Annotated in this window: 22 protein-coding genes; 12 read left to right on the top strand and 10 right to left on the bottom strand. The window is 62.8% G+C overall.

What is annotated here, in order from left to right:
• Complete coding sequence (locus tag RO009_21175; protein ID MDT3687547.1) at nt 1-1,302, top strand: RsmB/NOP family class I SAM-dependent RNA methyltransferase; 1,302 nt, start codon at nt 1-3, stop codon at nt 1,300-1,302.
• A 3-nt stretch (nt 1,303-1,305) separates the two neighbouring features.
• Here the strand turns inward: RO009_21175 and RO009_21170 are convergent, their stop codons facing one another.
• The gene (locus RO009_21170; GenBank protein MDT3687546.1) at nt 1,306-2,214 is read right to left on the bottom strand and encodes a leucyl/phenylalanyl-tRNA--protein transferase; all 909 of its coding nucleotides are present in this window, start codon (nt 2,212-2,214) and stop codon (nt 1,306-1,308) included.
• A 207-nt stretch (nt 2,215-2,421) separates the two neighbouring features.
• Between RO009_21170 and guaA the strand changes: the two genes are divergently transcribed.
• Together guaA and RO009_21160 are read left to right on the top strand one after the other, a co-directional pair.
• On the top strand, nt 2,422-3,999 hold the full coding sequence (gene guaA, locus RO009_21165; protein ID MDT3687545.1) for a glutamine-hydrolyzing GMP synthase: 1,578 nt from the start codon (nt 2,422-2,424) through the stop codon (nt 3,997-3,999).
• A 296-nt stretch (nt 4,000-4,295) separates the two neighbouring features.
• On the top strand, nt 4,296-5,552 hold the full coding sequence (locus tag RO009_21160) for a tyrosine-type recombinase/integrase (GenBank protein ID MDT3687544.1): 1,257 nt from the start codon (nt 4,296-4,298) through the stop codon (nt 5,550-5,552).
• Here the strand turns inward: RO009_21160 and RO009_21155 are convergent.
• The 4 genes from RO009_21155 to RO009_21140 form a co-directional block, all read right to left on the bottom strand.
• Entirely contained in the window at nt 5,506-5,802 is a 297-nt protein-coding gene (locus tag RO009_21155) for an AlpA family phage regulatory protein (GenBank protein MDT3687543.1), read from the bottom strand. The two genes, RO009_21160 and RO009_21155, sit on opposite strands and share 47 nt — an antisense overlap.
• A 516-nt stretch (nt 5,803-6,318) precedes the next feature.
• Nucleotides 6,319-6,789: a hypothetical protein gene (locus tag RO009_21150; GenBank protein ID MDT3687542.1), complete on the bottom strand. Its 471-nt coding sequence runs from the start codon at nt 6,787-6,789 to the stop codon at nt 6,319-6,321.
• A 7-nt stretch (nt 6,790-6,796) separates the two neighbouring features.
• Complete coding sequence (locus RO009_21145; GenBank protein ID MDT3687541.1) at nt 6,797-7,501, bottom strand: class I SAM-dependent methyltransferase; 705 nt, start codon at nt 7,499-7,501, stop codon at nt 6,797-6,799.
• A 15-nt stretch (nt 7,502-7,516) separates the two neighbouring features.
• Complete coding sequence (locus tag RO009_21140) at nt 7,517-8,236, bottom strand: DUF4440 domain-containing protein (GenBank protein ID MDT3687540.1); 720 nt, start codon at nt 8,234-8,236, stop codon at nt 7,517-7,519.
• A 138-nt stretch (nt 8,237-8,374) separates the two neighbouring features.
• Between RO009_21140 and RO009_21135 the strand changes: the two genes are divergently transcribed.
• From RO009_21135 to RO009_21095, 9 genes are all read left to right on the top strand, one after another.
• The gene (locus RO009_21135; GenBank protein ID MDT3687539.1) at nt 8,375-8,698 is read left to right on the top strand and encodes a metalloregulator ArsR/SmtB family transcription factor; all 324 of its coding nucleotides are present in this window, start codon (nt 8,375-8,377) and stop codon (nt 8,696-8,698) included.
• Complete coding sequence (locus RO009_21130) at nt 8,695-9,138, top strand: SRPBCC domain-containing protein (GenBank protein MDT3687538.1); 444 nt, start codon at nt 8,695-8,697, stop codon at nt 9,136-9,138. Before RO009_21135 ends, RO009_21130 begins: the two co-directional genes overlap by 4 nt.
• An 80-nt stretch (nt 9,139-9,218) precedes the next feature.
• Complete coding sequence (locus RO009_21125) at nt 9,219-9,659, top strand: SRPBCC domain-containing protein (GenBank protein ID MDT3687537.1); 441 nt, start codon at nt 9,219-9,221, stop codon at nt 9,657-9,659.
• A gap of 220 nt (nt 9,660-9,879) precedes the next feature.
• Complete coding sequence (locus RO009_21120; GenBank protein ID MDT3687536.1) at nt 9,880-10,233, top strand: metalloregulator ArsR/SmtB family transcription factor; 354 nt, start codon at nt 9,880-9,882, stop codon at nt 10,231-10,233.
• Entirely contained in the window at nt 10,230-10,637 is a 408-nt protein-coding gene (locus tag RO009_21115) for a VOC family protein (GenBank protein ID MDT3687535.1), read from the top strand. The genes RO009_21120 and RO009_21115 overlap by 4 nt, the downstream gene beginning before the upstream one ends.
• A 38-nt stretch (nt 10,638-10,675) precedes the next feature.
• A complete protein-coding gene (locus RO009_21110) occupies nt 10,676-11,176 on the top strand; it encodes an SRPBCC family protein (protein ID MDT3687534.1) in 501 nt (166 codons plus the stop codon).
• Between the two features lie 53 nt (nt 11,177-11,229).
• Nucleotides 11,230-11,616, top strand: a complete 387-nt coding sequence (locus tag RO009_21105; protein MDT3687533.1) for a DoxX family protein — start codon at nt 11,230-11,232, stop codon at nt 11,614-11,616.
• A 291-nt stretch (nt 11,617-11,907) separates the two neighbouring features.
• Nucleotides 11,908-12,828 carry a LysR family transcriptional regulator gene (locus RO009_21100; GenBank protein ID MDT3687532.1) on the top strand — a complete coding sequence of 307 codons (921 nt, stop codon included), beginning with the start codon at nt 11,908-11,910 and terminating at the stop codon, nt 12,826-12,828.
• A gap of 36 nt (nt 12,829-12,864) precedes the next feature.
• Nucleotides 12,865-13,170 (top strand): antibiotic biosynthesis monooxygenase, encoded by a 306-nt coding sequence (locus RO009_21095; GenBank protein ID MDT3687531.1) that lies wholly within the window; start codon nt 12,865-12,867, stop codon nt 13,168-13,170.
• A gap of 135 nt (nt 13,171-13,305) precedes the next feature.
• Here RO009_21095 and RO009_21090 read toward each other — a convergent pair whose 3' ends face one another.
• From RO009_21090 to trbL, 5 genes are read right to left on the bottom strand one after another with little or no spacing between them, the layout of a single operon-like run.
• Nucleotides 13,306-13,539: a DUF2274 domain-containing protein gene (locus RO009_21090; GenBank protein ID MDT3687530.1), complete on the bottom strand. Its 234-nt coding sequence runs from the start codon at nt 13,537-13,539 to the stop codon at nt 13,306-13,308.
• Nucleotides 13,540-13,542: 3 nt separating this feature from the next.
• Nucleotides 13,543-14,736 (bottom strand): TrbI/VirB10 family protein, encoded by a 1,194-nt coding sequence (locus tag RO009_21085; protein ID MDT3687529.1) that lies wholly within the window; start codon nt 14,734-14,736, stop codon nt 13,543-13,545.
• Nucleotides 14,733-15,713, bottom strand: coding sequence for a P-type conjugative transfer protein TrbG (gene trbG, locus RO009_21080; GenBank protein ID MDT3687528.1), 981 nt, complete (start codon nt 15,711-15,713; stop codon nt 14,733-14,735). The genes RO009_21085 and trbG overlap by 4 nt, the downstream gene beginning before the upstream one ends.
• On the bottom strand, nt 15,710-16,393 hold the full coding sequence (gene trbF / locus RO009_21075) for a conjugal transfer protein TrbF (protein ID MDT3687527.1): 684 nt from the start codon (nt 16,391-16,393) through the stop codon (nt 15,710-15,712). Before trbF ends, trbG begins: the two co-directional genes overlap by 4 nt.
• On the bottom strand, nt 16,393-17,745 hold the full coding sequence (trbL, locus tag RO009_21070; protein ID MDT3687526.1) for a P-type conjugative transfer protein TrbL: 1,353 nt from the start codon (nt 17,743-17,745) through the stop codon (nt 16,393-16,395). Before trbL ends, trbF begins: the two co-directional genes overlap by 1 nt.
• Between the last annotated feature and the right edge of the window lie 4 nt (nt 17,746-17,749).

The raw sequence follows: 17,749 nt of genomic DNA, 5'->3' as shown, positions 1-17,749 counted from the left end.
ATGACTCCGTCAGCCCGCATCTCCGCCGCCATCGACGTGCTCGCCGATATCGGCCTGCGCCGCCGTCCGGCGCCGGACGCACTGAAGGACTGGGGCATTAGCCACCGTTTTGCCGGATCGTCGGATCGCGCGGCGATTGCCGGGCTGGTCTACGATGCGCTGCGCCGGCGCGCCTCGGCGGGCTTCGTGATGGGCGAAGAGACGCCGCGTGCTGTGCTCCTCGGCATGCTGCGATTGGAGCGCAAGCTCGATCCCGATGCGATTGCCGGATTGTTCGATGGCTCGCGCTATGCGCCGCAGCCGCTGACGGAAGGCGAACGAAGAAAACTCGACGCTGCCGATTTGTCTGCCGCACCGCCGCATGTCGCCGGCGATTACCCGGAATGGCTCGACCCACATTTTGCGCGCGTGTTTGGCGAGGAGCGGGCGGCCGAGGGCGCCGCGCTCGCCAGCCGCGCGCCGCTCGATCTGCGAGTCAACACGCTGAAGGCCGAGCGTGACCAGGTGCTGCCGGAACTGGCTGAATATGGCGCGGCGGCAACCCGCTGGTCGCCGATCGGCGCGCGGATTGTATTGTCGCCGGATGCGAAGAACCCGGCGGTGCAGTCCGATCCCGTCTTCATCCACGGGCATGTCGAAATTCAGGACGAAGGCTCGCAGCTTGCCGCCTTGTTGAGCGGCGCCAAGCCCGGCGAACAGGTGATTGATCTCTGCGCCGGTGGCGGCGGCAAGACGCTGGCGCTGGCTGCGATGATGCAGAACAAGGGGCAGATTTTCGCAACCGACAATGACAAGCGCCGCCTCGCGCCCATTCACGCGCGGCTTGAGCGCGCCGGTGCGCGTAATGTGCAAGTGCTGACCCCGCGTGCGAATGCGGATGCATTGACCGGACATGAGCGAAGTGCCGATCTGGTTCTGATCGATGCCCCCTGCACGGGCACGGGCTCATGGCGGCGCAATCCGGATGCGAAATGGCGGTTGCGGCCGGGCGCGCTTGAGATCCGCAATCGCGAACAGACCGCGGTGTTGGATCGCGCCGTCTCCCTGCTGAAGCCGGACGGGCGGATCGTCTACATCACGTGCTCGATACTGGACGAAGAAAACGGCGGGCAGGTGCGCGCCTTCATCGCCCGCCATCCGGAATTTGCGGCCGTCGCGCCCTCCGAAGTCGCGCAGGCGCTCGGCGAGCGCGCCTTTCTGTTCCAGCGCGCGGCGCTTATGTCCGACGAAGGCCTGCTGATGACCCCGCGCCGCACCGACACCGACGGCTTCTACGTGTCGATGCTGCGGCGGAAAAGCTGATCGCTATTCCGCGGCTGCCAGTTTCGGCTGCGGCTGCCACTCGGCCACCTGTTTGGGGTCCGCTTCAACCTGCCATCGCCCGCTCTTGCCGCCGGAATGTCCGTCGTCTGCGAGATGCTGCAGGAACTCGGCGCGCGGAATGCTGCGGAAGCCCATGTCGAGGATGGTCGGAGTCGGCTTCTTGCCGTCGTTGAGCACATAGCCCCACTTGGCGAGATGCCAGTTCAGCATGGTGAAGCCGAGCTTCGAGGTGTTGTCCTCGTGCGAGAATTGCGACTCGGTGAAAAAGATGCGGCCGAGCGACACGCCATAGCCGCCGCCGACGAGTTTTCCGTCCGCATTCCACACTTCAAAGGAATGCACATGGCCGGCGTCGAACAGGGCCGCATAGGCTTTCATGATGCGCGGGGTGATCCAGGTCATGTGCCAGCGGCCTTCGCGGCGGCCGGCGCAGGCCGTGATCACCTGTTCGAAGGCGCGGTCAAACGTGACGCTGTATTTGCCCTGCCGCATCAGCCGGCGCAGGCGCTTGGAAATGTGGATCTCGTCGAAGAACAGCACGCAGCGCTCGGGCGGCGAGCTCCAGGTCAGCGGGCCGTAATGATCCGAGGTATAGAGTCCCCGCTCATAGGCGCCGAGCAGGGTCGGCACCGACAGGTCATGGACGAAGCCGGCGAACTCCTTGTCGGCGCCGGTCTTGTTCGGGTCAGGCAGGCCGGCATGCGGCGAGACCCGGTCGCCCAGCCAGGCCACGGCGAAGGGCAGAAGCGCCGCGTGATAATGTTTTACTGCCCAGGCGAAACGCAGCGCCACCCGCTGCAGCGTCTCAAGGGTCGATTCGCGGAAGAGTTCGGCGCGCAGGGCGGCGATTTCCTCGGCGGCGAGCTTCAAAAGATCGGGTTCAATCGGCATTTCGGTATTGTTTCAATGGTCCCTGCTGCCATATGCGGCGCTGATCCGCTAATAACACCTCACATTTGCGTGGATAGTGACGGGAAGCCGGTCAAACACCGCAACTTTAGGCATTAAGCCTAACGGGCACTTGACCGCATTTGAGAAACCCAGGTCGGAACCGCCTTGCCATCTCGACAGGCCCGAAATCCGGGTCTAGAAGCCGCCATGAAAAGCCTCTCCCAGAACGCCCCGTCCGCCCACGAAAAAATCCTCATTGTCGATTTCGGCTCGCAGGTGACCCAGCTCATCGCCCGTCGCGTGCGTGAGGAGGGCGTCTATTCTGAAATCGTCCCGTTCCAGAAGGCCGACGAGGCTTTCCGGGACATGCAGCCCAAGGCCGTCATTCTTTCGGGCGGACCGGCCTCGGTGCTCGACAAGGACGCGCCTCTGGCGCCGCCGTCCATTTATGAAGCCGGCGTGCCGATCCTTGGCATCTGCTATGGCGAGCAGGCGATGGCGCACCAGCTCGGCGGCAAGGTGGAGGGCGGGCATCACCGCGAGTTCGGCCGCGCCGAAGTCACCGTTATCGAGGACACGCCGCTGTTCGAGGGCGTGTGGAAGAAGGGCGAAAAATATCCGGTCTGGATGAGCCACGGCGACCGCGTGACAAAATTACCCGACGGCTTTCGCGTGGTCGGCACCTCGCCCAACGCGCCGATCGCGATGATCGCGGACGACAAGCGCAGGTTCTACGCCACGCAATTCCATCTCGAAGTGGTGCATACGCCGCAGGGCGCGCAACTCCTGCGCAATTTCGTGCGCAAGATCGCCGGGCTCAAAGGCGACTGGACCATGCGCGCCTTCCGCGAGGAGGCGATCGAGAAAATCCGCAAGCAGGTCGGCAACGGCCGCGTCATCTGCGGCCTGTCGGGCGGCGTGGACTCAGCGGTTGCCGCCGTGCTCATCCACGAAGCGATCGGCGACCAGCTCACCTGCGTCTTCGTCGATCACGGGCTGTTGCGTCTGAACGAGGCGCAGACCGTCGTCGATCTGTTCCGCGGCCACTACAACATCCCGCTGGTTCACGTCGATGCGGAAGAGCTGTTTCTGAGGGAGCTGAAGGACGTCGACGATCCGGAAGCCAAGCGCAAGATCATCGGCCGACTGTTTATCGATGTGTTCGAGCAGGAAGCGAAGAAGATCGGTGGCGCCGATTTCCTCGCCCAGGGCACGCTCTATCCCGACGTGATTGAAAGCGTATCCTTCACCGGCGGACCGTCTGTCACCATCAAGTCGCACCACAATGTCGGCGGCCTGCCCGAACGCATGAACATGAAGCTGGTCGAGCCTCTGCGCGAATTGTTCAAGGACGAGGTGAGGGCGCTCGGCCGCGAGCTTGGCTTGCCGGACGTGTTCGTTGGCCGCCATCCGTTCCCGGGGCCAGGTCTTGCCATCCGCTGTCCCGGCGCGGTCAGCAAGCCGCAGCTCGATATCCTGCGCCAGGCCGACGCCATTTACATCGAGGAAATTCGCAAGGCGGGCTTGTACGACACCATTTGGCAGGCTTTCGCTGTCATTCTTCCCGTGAAAACCGTCGGCGTGATGGGAGACGGTCGCACCTATGAACATGTGCTCGGCCTGCGCGCGGTGACCTCGACCGACGGCATGACTGCGGATTTCTATCCGTTCGACATGACGTTCCTGGGCCATGTCGCAACCCGCATCATCAACGAGGTAAAAGGCGTCAATCGCGTCGTCTATGATGTCACGTCAAAGCCACCGGGCACGATCGAATGGGAATGATTCAGGGCCCGCCCAGGGTATCCTGCAGTATCCTGCGATTTCCACATAACATATTGATCTAGATAGAAAAACGTCGATTGGCGTTCGACATCTATCGGCCCGCTAAGATCGGCGCCGACGGACCGCCTGACGGTGCACGATACCGTTGCCAAGTCCGACTCCTGCCGCTACCGTCACCGTCCAGATGGCCGCTGACGGTATTTTTTGTGAGCTAAGCTATTGAAATATCGTTGATTATCGCCGGATCGGCGGCCCAAAAATGGCTGACGGTATTGCGGGTCGAGAGGCGTGCGGAGATGCTGACGGACGTGGCGCTTAAGAACTTGAAACCAAAGGAGAAACCGTACAAGGTCACCGACCGTGACGGTATGTATGTGCTGGTGAGCACGACGGGAACGGTGTCGTTCCGCCTGGACTACCGTCTGAACGGGCGGCGCGAGACCGTCGTGCTGGGGAGGTACGACAAGGCCGGCATCTCGCTCGCGCGAGCGCGGGAACTGTGCATCGACGCCAAGCGCATGATCCGGGAGGGGCGCTCGCCCGCCTTTGAAAAGCAGCGGGCCAAGCGGCGGCTTCTCGAGGCGAAGAGCTTCGGCGAGTTCGGTGAGAAGTGGCTGACCATGGCGCCGATGGCCGACAGCACGCGGTCCATGCGCCGGGCGATCTTCGAGCGCGAACTCCTGCCGGCTTGGCGCAAGCGGCTTCTCACGGAGATCACGCCGGATGACCTGCGGGCACATTGCGGGGCCATCGTCGACCGCGGCGCGCCGGCGACGGCGCTCCACGTTCGCGACATCGTCAAGCAGATCTACGGCTTCGCCATCCTCCACGGCGAGAAAGTCGCCAATCCGGCCGACGAGGTCGGCCCCTCGGCGATCGCTCATTTCACCCCGAGGGACCGGTCGCTGTCGCCGACTGAAATCAGGATCATGCTCAAGCAGCTTGAGAATGTCGCAACGCTACCGACGATCCGTCTGGGTCTGAAGCTGATCCTGCTGACGATGGTGCGGAAGAGCGAGTTGCAGGACGCCGTGTGGGACGAGATTGATTTCGAGAATGCCGTCTGGACGATCCCGAAGGAGCGCATGAAGCGCTCGAAGCCGCACAACGTCTATCTTTCGCGCCAGGCGCTCGACATCTTCATCGCCCTCAAGACCTGTGCCGGCAATTCACGGTACGTCCTGCCATCGCGCTACGATGCCGATGCGCCGATGTCGCGGGCTACCTTCAATCGTGTCACCTATCTCGTCGTGGAGCAGGCGAAGAAGGAAGGGCTGCCGCTCGAGCCCTTCACCGTCCATGACCTACGCCGGACCGGATCGACGCTGCTCAACGAGCTCGGCTTCAACAGTGACTGGATCGAAAAGTGCCTGGCTCACGAGGACGGCCGGTCTTCGCGTGGGGTCTACAACAAGGCCGAGTACGAGGTGCAGCGCCGACACATGCTGCAAGAGTGGTCGAACATCGTCGATGCGTGGGTGGCGGGCGAGAAATACGCTCCGGTCCTCATCCCGCCTTCGATGCCGCTCCTCGCGCCTGATCCCGCTCTCTGACCGGGCGGGCGCGGCGCTGGCGGACATCTGGGTGCTGGGCGCGTCGCACCGGTGACGCTCGCCGTGCGGCCAGCCAGGCCTCGACTTCGGCCAGGTCCCAAACCACGCATCGGGGCGATAGGGCAAAACGGCGCGGGAATTCGCCGCGCTGTTCCATCTCGTAGATTGTGCTGTCGGCGAGCGGCACCATTTCGCGCAGCTGTTGCCGACGGATGGTTCGCCTGATTGGGGCGCCATTGCGGTCAGCCATCAGCATCTCCTCGGTTTTTCCTTCCGAGGAAATGAGCGCGATAGACTCCGAAAGGGAAGGGAAAAAATTCGGCATTCGGGGAGCCGGATAGCATGGCGTAGAAATAGAAAGCTGAATAGAAAGCTGCCTGGTCCGGCGACCGATGCGCCGCCTACGTGTCGAAAGGCTGTGGCGCTCCGAAGGTGGAGGCCGCACGTTCGAATCGTGCCGGGTGCGCCACCAGTCATACGGGTCAGGATAGAGCTTCAACGCACAGCGGATGTTCGCCGCGCACCAGAAGCGGAGCAGGCCCATCGTCGAGATGGCCAAGCCGGATCAGGCCGCGCGACCAGCGATACGAACCATGAAAACATCGCCAGGTTGCCTCAGGGTGCGTAGTAACAGAGATCGCCAATGGCTTCGTCGCCGAAGCGGCCGCTACCTTAAGGAATCGTCGTCGATGACCTCTACCCGTTGTTTGTCAGATGTGTTGGATATTCGCGCAGCGGCCCTCTGGATACGTTCAGAAATGGATTGCTAGTGACCCTTCGAAGCAAGGCACGGGTCCAGCATGATCTGACTTTCACCGGCTCTGCTGTATCCTCCGCCGAAAAGAACCGTATCGCCGACTTCCCGTCCGTCCCTACTGTATGTGACGCACAACACTTGAACCCCCGGCTTCTGACACATGACGAGGTAAGCCAACGCGCCATCCCACCCGACTGCGACAAGCTTACCTTCGATAGCGAAGCTGATGCGGTCGTCTATCTGCGGGGCATGGTTAATCCAGTAGTTTGCCGTCTCGCAGGTGGCTACGACATCGGGATAGGCTTCGCCAATCACGAACGGACTATCGGGCCGCTTCCATTCTTGGCCATTCGCCACGCTACCCGATGCGAGCGCGATCGTGCATAGGATCATGGCTGCGCACGGTCCACGATGAGGTCGGCTGCCAACTGCTTCGCGTGCTGCGTGGTATTGCATTTGTTTTCGGAGACGTTGCTTCATGCGATATTCATCCTTCGCATCTGGCGATCCACGCGCCCCAGAACAGGCTCGAGAAGAACAGCCTGGGCTCCTTGAAGCCCGCAAGTTCGAGCAGCTTCACGACTGCCTTGTTCGACGCCGGCGGATCGGCACCTTGAAGAATTTTTCCGATCTTGCCTTGAATTTCGCTTTCAGGTGCTCCGGCCATGCGCCAACGCGTCGCCCAGGCGTCGAGGAAGAGCGGTTGATCAGCATAGGTTCCGCGGTTGCATGCGAGAATGATGGGCGCATTTGGCTTCAGGCGAGAGGCGATGTCTCTCAGCAAGGATAGTTTGGCTTCGTCACCCTGCACGTGGTGCAACACGCCGATGAGCGTTGCGGCATCGAAGGGCTCGCGCTCACCCAAACCCTCCACAAGTCCTAAGTGCCACTCGGTGCGGGAGGACAGACCGGCGGACTCGATTGCAGCCTGCGCACCCTGCAGCATCGGCGCTGAGGGATCGATCGCTGTGAAGCGCCAGTCTTGTTCAAGGCGGCCTGCCACCAATATTTCTTGACCGGTGCCGCCAGCGCCCACGACAAGAAGATGGCCTCGGCTACCTCGCCCCAGGATGCTGGACAACAAGCAGGCCGCCAGCTCATGACAGGCCTCATAACCGGCGAGCGCAATACGACTCTGTTCTGCATACTCTTCGGCACGAGAGCTATCGAACTTCGACGCCGCCGAAACCATGGTATTTCACTCCGATCAGTCTCTACGCCAGATGAGATCATTGTTGTCACGTCGGTCGACGAGCGCGACCACGTTGCCCCCGTTGTCGCGGCGGAAGAATCGCTCGCCTCTGGGCGCTCCAGCTCGGACGAACCGATCATTGCCGATTGGAATCAGTTCTTCACGCGCTCGTCCGGTGCGCTGCATGAAAAGCTGATCGTCCTCGCGCCAGATGCGCGCGCTGATCTCCGCAGACAGCCGATATGTCCCGATGTAGTCATCGAATACGGTGGGATCGACGGCGGCGCGCGACAACTCGCTAGGGAGTACAGACGTTTGCGATGCGACGAGCTGCCAACCCTCATCGGTGCGTTGATAGACGTCGGTCGTATGGAAGCGCGTGCTTAGGCGCTGGCCGAACAGTTCAAGTGTTTCAGCAACGTCAAATGCTACGATGCCCACGTCGCCGCGAATGCGAACGTGCGGATCGACCATCCGCAAATTTCCGGAATAGCCTGACGGCAAGCCACGCACTTCCTGAACGACTGCCGCGCCCGTGCGCACGTTGCCATCTTCGTCTGAGAAGAGGCCCTCGGGATCAAGCGTGCGGGCGAATACGGCTTTGTCACCGCTGGTGACGGCATCGAGCAACGCTTGGCTCGCATGCTCCAGTTGCGAGGCATCGCTGCCGCGCGATTCCGCGACCGTTGAGCAGGCTACGAACAGCGGCAGCACAAGTACAAGCGCACCCTTCATCCCGTCCTTCTCCCTCCACGCGCCGAGCCCGGTCCGCCGCTGCGAGGCAGCCAGTCGAAGGTCGCGCCCAACGGGCTTGACTCAACCATAGCCGGTCGGTTATCAGTAGATTCATATCTGCTTGGTTATGGGTTGTCCATGTACCCTGCTGCCGATGCCATTTTCAAGAGCCTGGCCGACCCGACGCGTCGGGCGATTTTCGAGCGGCTTGCCCGTGACGGGGAGCAGACCGTCCATGCGCTGACGAGCCAAGCGGGCGTCTCGCAGCCCGCCGTCTCGAAGCATCTTGGAGTCCTCAAACTTGCCGGCCTGGTGCGTGATCGGCGCGCGGGGCGGGAAACTCACTACAGAGCGGAGTTGCAAGGCCTCGCGCCCCTTATCGACTGGATGGCCCACTATGGCGCCTTTTGGCAGGGCCGGTTCGATCGCCTCGAAGACCTACTGAACAGGATGGACCAATGAAGAACGACTCTTTGCGCTCAATCGTCTTTCAGCAACAGATGCCATATCCGCCGGAAAGGATATGGCGCGCGCTGACCGAAGCTCCGCTGATCGCTCAGTGGCTGTATGAGAACGACTTTCAGCCGGCAGCAGGCCATCGATTCAACTTTCGCGGAAAGCCGAGGCCTCACTGGAACGGCATCATTGATGGCCGGGTCTTGTTTGTCGAACCTAACAAGCGGCTCCTCTATGACTGGAATGCTTCTGGAGAAGAGGCAGAACAGGGATTGAAGACAGTTGTTGCCTGGACACTGACCCGCGTGGACGGCGACGCGACCCTGGTGCGGATGGAACAGTCGGGATTCCGGTCCGAAGATGAAGCGAAGGGGCCGAGCTATGGTTGGGAGAGGCTCTTTACGAATCTCGAGCGCGTGATCGGATCAAGCACCCCTCAAGCTTGAGACCCTCGATTGTGTGGGAGCCTTAATCGCGCCCGGGCAGACATCTTGATCAACTGGGATCCCATTTGAGGGAGGAATTGATGAGCGGAGCTCACACGGCCGTACGCTCGGTCATCGTTGAACGTGAGATACGCCACCCTCCCGCAAAGATCTGGCGTGCGTTGACGCAAGGTGCGTTGCTGGAGGAATGGCTGATGAAGAACGACTTTGAGCCGGTCGTCGGTCGCCGTTTCAATTTCCGCACTACTCCTATGCCGCACTGGAACGGTGTGGTCGATTGTGAGGTGCTGGCCGTAGAGCCGAATAAACGCCTCGCCTATAGCTGGAACGCGGCGGGTGAGGGTGAATCAGGCCTAAAGACAATCGTCACTTGGACGCTCACTCCGACGCAGAATGGGGTTCTGCTTCGCATGGAGCAATCCGGTTTCCGGCCAGAAGACGAAGGCGGCTATCAGGGTGCTCAATTTGGTTGGCAACGGTTCATCGCAAACCTCGAAAACTTGCTGGTTGGCATAGAATAGCTCGTGGCGGTTCGCACACGCTGGCACCTCGCCATCGCACTGCATCCAAGGGCCGGAAGTTCGCACGGTGCCCGCCGTTCGTGGCAAAGACTTAGGGATCAACCTACGTTCTGCGTCAGGCCCTAACGTTTCGCTTGAAGCATGCCCGATTCACTTAGGTATTGCCCTAACTATGTCATACCTGTAGGATCGTGGCGCTATTGGAGGAAAGGTCTAGTCAATGAGTGCCGCCCCCGCACTCCAACCGATCGATAGCGTGTTCCGGGCACTCGCCGACCCGACGCGGCGGCAGGTGCTGGAGCGGCTAAGCGAAAGTCCAGCGTCTGTCAGCGAACTGGCCGCGCCGTTTGCTATGGCGCTGCCTTCGTTCGTCGAGCATCTCAGCGTGCTCGAAGGCAGCGGCTTGGTGAGTTCAAAGAAAATGGGGCGCGTGCGGATCTACCGGCTGGCGCCGAAGCGGCTGCGGCTCGCGGAAGACTGGCTGGCTCGACAGCGTGATCTGTGGGAACGCCGCCTCGATCAGCTCGACGAGTATCTCATCCATCTCAAGGCGAATCGAAAGGACGCTCCGTGAGCACGAAAATCTTTGTGAATCTTCCAGTCAAAGATCTGAGCAAATCAAAGGATTTCTTCCAAAGGCTTGGTTGGACGTTCAATCCTCAATTCACCGACGAGACGGCGGCGTGCCTGGTGATCTCCGACGACATTTACGCGATGCTGCTAACCCACGAAAAGTTTTCTGGGTTCACGAACAAACCGATCGCGGAACCCTCAGTGGCGGAAGCACTGATTGCCGTCGGCGTAGACAGCAAGGAGGAGGTCGCGCGCATCGCCGACGCGGCTCTCAAAGCTGGCGGGAGCGAAGCCAAGCCCCCGCAGGACTATGGTTTTATGCAAGTGCGTAGCTTCCTCGACCCCGACGGGCATCATTGGGAAGTCATGTACATGAACCCCGCTCATGTGAAGCCTCAGAACTGAGCTCGCGGCGAGTTCCGTCAATTGCAGGATGTCGGCACATGAGAAAGTCGCCACTACAGAAGCCCGATCCCAAGCTCGATCTGGTCTTGGAGCGTGTAGTTGATGTGCCGCGCGAACTCGTGTGGGAAGCGTGGACACAGCCGGAGCACTTAAAGGCGTGGTTCACCCCGCGACCCTGGCGAACGATCGAATGCGAAATCGATCTGCGGCCGGGCGGGATATTCAGGACCGTAATGCAGGGGCCCAATGACAGCGCTGAGGTTAACAATGTTGCCTGCTATCTAGAAATACTCCCAAACGAACGGCTGGTTTGGACCGACACATTGCTTCCTGGCTGGCGACCGGCGGATGAAGCGCGGTTTGGGATGACTGTAGTGATCGGCCTCGAATCGCTCGGACACCAGACTCGTTATACCGCCACTGCTCTTCATCGGGACGAGACAAGCCGTCGCCGGCACGAGGACATGGGCTTCCTCAATGGCTGGGGCACTGCCCTCGAGCAGCTCGTGGAACACATCAAGACCCGAACGATCAATTAGGGCTGCGGCCCGCCGCGGGCCCACTGGGGTTTAGATTGGCAAAGGATTGCGTAATGAAGAGAGCGAACATTGCATTTTGGGTCGTCAACGGCTTGCTGGCGGCGTTTATGACGCTGGCAAGCATTCCGGATCTTCTGTCCGTGCCCGAAGCTGTTGTCGTCTTCGAGCGCCTTGGCTATCCGCTCTACCTCTTACCGTTCATCGGCGTCGCAAAACTGTTCGGCGTGGCCGCGATCTTGCTGCGTGTGCCGTGGCGCATCAAGGAATGGGCGTATGCGGGCTTCGCGTTTGATTCCCTAGGTGCGGTGTACTCGCACATCTCTGTTGGCGACGCGCTAAGCCAATGGTGGGGTGCGTTGCTTGGCGTAGTCCTCGTCGGCGGCGCTTATGCACTCTACTGCACAAGGCCGCAACCGATCATGGATGCTGCCCCGGCATGAGGCCCTGGAGCCTTCACCGGCTAATGGCGTGCGTCTCACTCTTCACGGGTCGGCCGGTAGTTTGGCCAATCATGTATCAGCTCACTTCATCGTCTGGGAGAGGAGCTAACGGCGTCGAGGATAATGAGTTCGAGCACGGAGTAAGCCATTGGAGGCGACGCTCCGACTGGAATGGGAAACGTCACGCAATGATGAGGCGGCCCGTCGGCGGACCACGAGCGCTTCGCGGCCGCCTATCACACGGTTCGGGCTCCTGTGGCGCCCTTCTAGCGCGATAGGGCGAGCGCTCTTGTGTCAATCGACATCAAACATTTGCGATACGCTGACGTCGCTGAGCGTTGTGGCAGCTTCCGTAAGGCCGCTGACTCGCTCGCCCTCAAGCAATCCAACCTCAGCAGGGGGGTGCGACAGCTGGAGGAGCAACTCGGGATCGCGCTGTTTGAACGGACGAGCGGCGGTGTCAGGCCGACGTTAGCAGGCCGAGATTTTGTCAGTGGCGTGAGGCGGGTGCTCAACGAACTACAGCTCGTCATCGACGACGCCAAGGCTGCTGGACGCGGCGAGGCCGGATATCTGGTCGTCGGCTTCTATACTTCGCTCTCTGCCGGCAATCTCCGTAGCACACTATTCGACTATTCGAACCGCTTTCCACAAGTTCGCATCAACACGGTCGAGGACGAACGCTCTCGCTTGCATATCGGCCTGCGGAACGGGACCATCGATATTGCGATCGTTACTGGAGAGCCAGGCGCGGAAAGCGGTAGGTCGATGGCGCTCTGGAGCGAACGGATCTTGATTGCACTCCCGGAGGCGCATCGGCTCGCCAGCAAAGATGTGCTTAATTGGGCCGACCTGAAGCGTGAGCGCTTCGTGCTTAGTTCGCGTGACCCCGGACCTGAGATCGAGGCTATTCTCATAGCAAAGCTCGTGACGCCTGGGGAGTCACTCGACATCGATCATCAGGACGTCAACGCGGAGAGCCTCAAGAGCTTGGTTAGTGTCGGACGCGGCATCACCGTGGTCTGCGAATCGTGCATGGGATCGGCCCCGCCCGGCATCGTGTTTCGCGAGACGCGTGATGGTAACGGATCAACCCGCGTGGGGTTTTGCGCGTATTGGATGCCGAGCAACAAGAACCCAGCATTGCGCAAATTTATTCAGGTTCTGGAAGAGCGTTGTCCCCCGCTGAGTGCGCGCTCGAGCGAATCTTGATTTGGAAGACAAGTATGGCGATGAGGATCTGCTGCCATGTATCTCAACGTTTTTCGCAACTATAAACGGGCCGACATGGATGCTGAGGCCTATGCGGCCGACGCTGCACGCATGGAAGAGTTGGCGCGTCTGCAGAAGGGGTTCATCGCATTCAAGCGATATTTGGCATCCGATGGAGAGGCGCTGTCGATCTCCGAGTGGGAGACCGAGGAAGATGCCCATGCTTGGGCGCGTAACGCCGAGCACGCCGCCGTCCAGGCCCGAGCGAGATTGACCTACTACGAGAGCTACGTCGTTTATTCCTGCGTTGACCCGGCGATACGTCGCTTTCAAGCAAGTTAGGCTCTGCGACGAGTCGTTTGAACTACTCTTACAGCCTTGCGCTCATAGCCCATAGGAGAGCATTGGCGCGTTGGAGGCTGCGTCGTAGAAGGCCCGTCGGTCCTTCCAAATCTTGGCCAGACGCGCGCCCGACACTCACAGTGCGTTGGTGCTCCTAGCGCGCTTCGCCTTCAGGAATCCGCGATCGGTCGCCATGAACCGCGCGATCATCGGCGGGATGAGCTTCACGGGATCGGAGACAGGCCTACCAGTCTCCTGCGCAAGCACTTCCGCATAGGCGAGCAGCTCGCGGTGGACCGCTGCCGGCAGTTCCACCGTCATCTTGACCGGCTTGTCGTCCTCCAGCGCGCCGAGCTTCAGCTTTGCCATTGCTCATGCTCCATAGGGTTCGAGAACGAGGTCGCGGGTGACGATCACGCGGACCGGAAAGCCGGGCCGGATGGTGAGCGTCGGCGCAACGTTGAGCTGCCGACGGATGATTTCCTGACCCGCATCGTTGATCGTGTCCTGGCCGCCGTTGCGGATGGCGCGCAGCAACCGGTCATCGTCGTCGATCGCCAGCTCGGCGCCGACGCTCAGCAGCGTGGAAAGACCGGCAGCCTTGGCGAGGTCCCACCAGTGATAGTCGACACCATCCTCGAGGCCCGCATAGCCCGCCGCGTCCGCGCCCGGCTGGCGCTCCAGGACGATCGAACGGCCGTTGGGGAAGATCAGCCGGTTCCACACCAGCAGCACGCGGCGCTGGCCGAACTGCACGGCGTTGTCGTACTGGCCGATAATGCGGGTGCCCTGCGGCACGAGAAGAATCCGCCCGGTCGGGCTGTCATAGATGTTCTCGGTGACCTGCGCCGTGATCTGCCCCGGCAGATCGGAGCGAATGCCGGTGATCAGCGCGGCCGGGATCACCGCGCCGGCTTGCAGGACGTAGGGTGAGGCCGGCGGCATCAGGCGGTCCGGGGCGACGGTGCGGCGATCGGCGGCAGCATTGAGGAAGGCGAGCTGCCGCTCCTGGGCGCGCTCTTGCGCCGTCGGCGTGTTGAATTGGCCGGGAAGCCCGAGTCCGGTCAGGTTCGCGTTGGTTGCGGTGCCGCCTGGCGCCGTCGAAGCCGCAACCGTCCGTGCTTGTGTCTGGAAGAAAACACGGCTCGTGCGTGCTGCTTCCGCTTCGGCGAGCCGGCGCTGCTCGGCCGCATCCACGGTCGGCTGGATGCTAGGCGGCACGACCGGCTGTCCACGATCCTGGGCGTTGAGGATCGGGCGGCCCAGGTCACCCGGCAGAGGCGGTCCAAGGCGCGGGCCGGTGTAGTCGCGCGGCAGCCCGGCGAGTCCATCGGCCGTGGGCCGGTTGGTGGTGGAATAGAGTTCCTCGTTGCGGGGGCCGGCATCGCGGGTTTGCAGCGCGTAGATCAGGGCGCCGCCGAGGCTGATCGACGCGACCAGGCCGATCCCCGCCAACGCCTTGCGGGACAATCGGGTGACGCGGGGCGGATCGCCGCGCAGCCGCATGGGGGCCGCGGTATCGCTCGCTCCCTTCGTTCCGAGATGGCGATCGTCGGTGTCGCTCATGAGGACGGCCTCCCGTCGCTGCGTGAGATCCTGACCGTTTGCTGATGGTCGCCGCTGCCGAGCCGAAGCTCGGCAGCGCCGAAGAGGCGATCGACGATCAGGATGTTCTGGTAGATGCGGCTGTTGGCGATCTGGAGCTCGCCTTCCGAGCCGATGACGAAGAGCGGCGGCATCTCGCCCTGGACGATGCCGCGCGGAAACTCGACATAGACCCGACGGCCGTCGTCGTAGACAGCGACCGGCCGCCAGGGCGGATTGTCGCCGCTCAGGGCGTAGCGGTAGTTGCGCGCCGCGGCGGCGGGAATGACTGGCGTCGCCGGAACGGCATGACGTTGCGAAGCGGTCGGCTGCGGATAGGCCCACGACACCGCTGGCATGTACGGGTTGGCGCCGGCGCGCAGCTCGAGCATGTAGGTGCGGCGGTCGGTGGTGATGACCAGGTTGGTCGTGATGTCGGGCCGCGTCGGCTTCACCAGCACGTGGACACGGCGCGTGATCCCCGATCCGCTCTCGGTGTCCCCGATGATCCAGCGCGCGGTGTCGCCGGCGGCGATCGGGCCGGCGCCGGTCAGGCTTTCGCCGGGCTCCAGCGCGATGTCGGTGATCTGTCCCGGCGCGGTGTAGACCTGATAGAGCGCGCCCTCCGACCATGGGTAAATCTGGATGGCGTTATAATAGCCCTCGCGGCGCGGCTCGACGCGGGCGGCGGCATTGGCATTCGCCACGCGCGCCGTCGGCGAATTGGCGGCGGCCCCGCCATGGCTGGGTGTCCAGGCGGGCGGGATGTGCAGCGGACGTGGCCGCTCATCGGTGAGCACGGCCGGAACGGGCGGCAGCGGCGGGACATCGGAGTCGTAGGTGATTTGCGGCGGCCGCTGTGTGGCGCATGCGCTGAGCAGTGTGGCCGACAGAAGCGCGGCCGGAATTGCGGATTTACGGAAAGCCGCATTTGCGGCGCGGACATTCTTTCGGCTCATTGCCCCAGCTCCCGCGACCAGTTGATCGCATTGACGTAGATGCCGAGCGGATTGGCGCGGAGCCGCTCGGCGTCACGCGGCGGCTGCACGACGATGGTGAGGATGGCGGTCCAGCGCTCGGTCGATGCGAGCTGGCCGTTCTCGTAGCGCCGCTCGGTCCAGGCCACGCGGAAGCTGTCGGGCGAGGCACGGATGACGCTCGAGACGTCGACCGCGACCTGCTGCTTGCCGACCTTGGTGAAGGGGTCGTTGGCGCGCGCGTAGTCGTTCAAGGCCGCGGCGCCGCGGTCGGTCGTGAAGTCGTAGGCGCGAAGCCAATTCTGCCGGACGACGATCGGATCTGCCGGGATGGAGCGGACCTGCTCGATGAAGCGCGCGAGATGGAACGCGACCTGGGGATCGGTGGGGCGATAGTCGGCAACCGCGGGCGCGACCGCCTGCGCCTGACCGAGATTGTCGACCTGCACCACCCAGGGCACGACCGTGCCGCGTGCCGACTGCCAGACGAGAGCTGCGGCGAACCCGGCGGACAGGAACAGGCAGCCGAACGCCATGAGGCGCCAGTTCTTCGCCTGCACGCGCGCCGAGCCGATACGCTCGTCCCAGACTTGGGCGGCGCGCTGGTAGGGTGTTTCCGATTCTGGGGTCTTTCCGTAGTGCGTGGAAGGTCGTTTGAACATCATTGATCTCGCTGGGAGAGATTGACGGAGGCGCCGCCGCCATGGCTGTCGCCGCTGCGGATCGCGTGCGCGGCGGCCATGACGCCGTGATGGAGCTGCTGGGAGCGCTTCATGCGCCGGGCCCAAGCTGGGGGACCCTCCGCCGCAGGGCTCGTGGATGCAGCCGAGTCACCGCCGCCGATCGTGCCCATCGTGGAAGCGCCGCCGGTCGCCTCGAAAGCGAACTGGGCGCCTCGCGCGTAGCTGGAGCGCATGCTGTCGGCCGCGCGCGAGACCGCGCGGCGAAGCGGCGAGACGGCCGCGCTCCCGGTGGCGCGCGCGACACCGCCGAGGCCGGAGGCGATGCCGGCTGCGCCGGACTGCCCGGCCGCCCCGAGGCTGTAGGCAGTTGCCGCGCCTCCCGCCAGGGTCGCGCCTCCGCGCGCTGCCGCGGCGGTGCCCGAGATCGCGGCCGCGCCGCCGCGCAAAGCGAGTCCGCCGGCGGCACCCGCTGCGACCACCGCGCCGCCCGCCGCAAGGCCGGTGCCCACGGCCGCGCCGGCGCTGAGCTGCGGGCCGCCGCCGACGAGGCCATTGGCGATGGCAGGCCCGAAGATCCCGAGGCCGAGAAGCGACAGCGCCGCCAGCACGATCGCCATCGCCTGATCGATGGTCGGGCTGGCGCCGCCGAAGCCGGCCGTGAACTCGGAGAACAGTGTCGAGCCGATGCCGATGATGACGGCGAGCACCAGCACCTTGATGCCAGAGCTGATCACATTGCCGAGCACGCGCTCGGCCATGAACGCGCTCTGCCCGAACAGCCCGAATGGAATGAGGACGAAGCCCGCGAGCGTCGTCAGCTTGAACTCGATCAGCGTGACGAAGAGCTGGACGGCGAGGATGAAGAAGGCGAGCAGGACGAGCGCCCAGGCGAGGAACAGGCACGCGATCTGGATGAAGTTCTCGAAGAACGACCAGTAGCCCATGAGGCCCGAGATCGAGTCGAGCAACGGCCGGCCGGCGTCGAGGCCGGTCTGCGCGACGCGGCCCGGGCGGAGCAGATCAGCCGTCGTGAAGCCGGTTCCGCTCGCCTTCAGTCCGAGGCCGGCGAAGGACTCGAAGACGATCCGCGCGAGGTTGTTCCAGTTGCCGATGAGATAGGCGAATACGCCGACGAACAGCGTCTTCTTGATGAGGCGGGCGAGGATGTCGTCATCGGCGCCCCAGCTCCAGAACAGAGCGGCGAGCGTCACGTCGATCACGATCAGCGTGGTCGCAACGAAGGCGACTTCGCCGCCAAGGAGGCCAAACCCGCTGTCGATGTAGCGGGTGAAGACCTCGAGGAAATGGTCGATGACGCCCGTGCCCCCCATGGCG

It is taken from the genome of Pseudorhodoplanes sp., assembly GCA_032027085.1.
Taxonomy (GTDB): Bacteria; Pseudomonadota; Alphaproteobacteria; order Rhizobiales; family Xanthobacteraceae; genus Pseudorhodoplanes.
The sequence above is the reverse complement of the archived record's forward strand: the minus strand, read 5'-3'. Positions and strand labels throughout refer to the sequence as shown.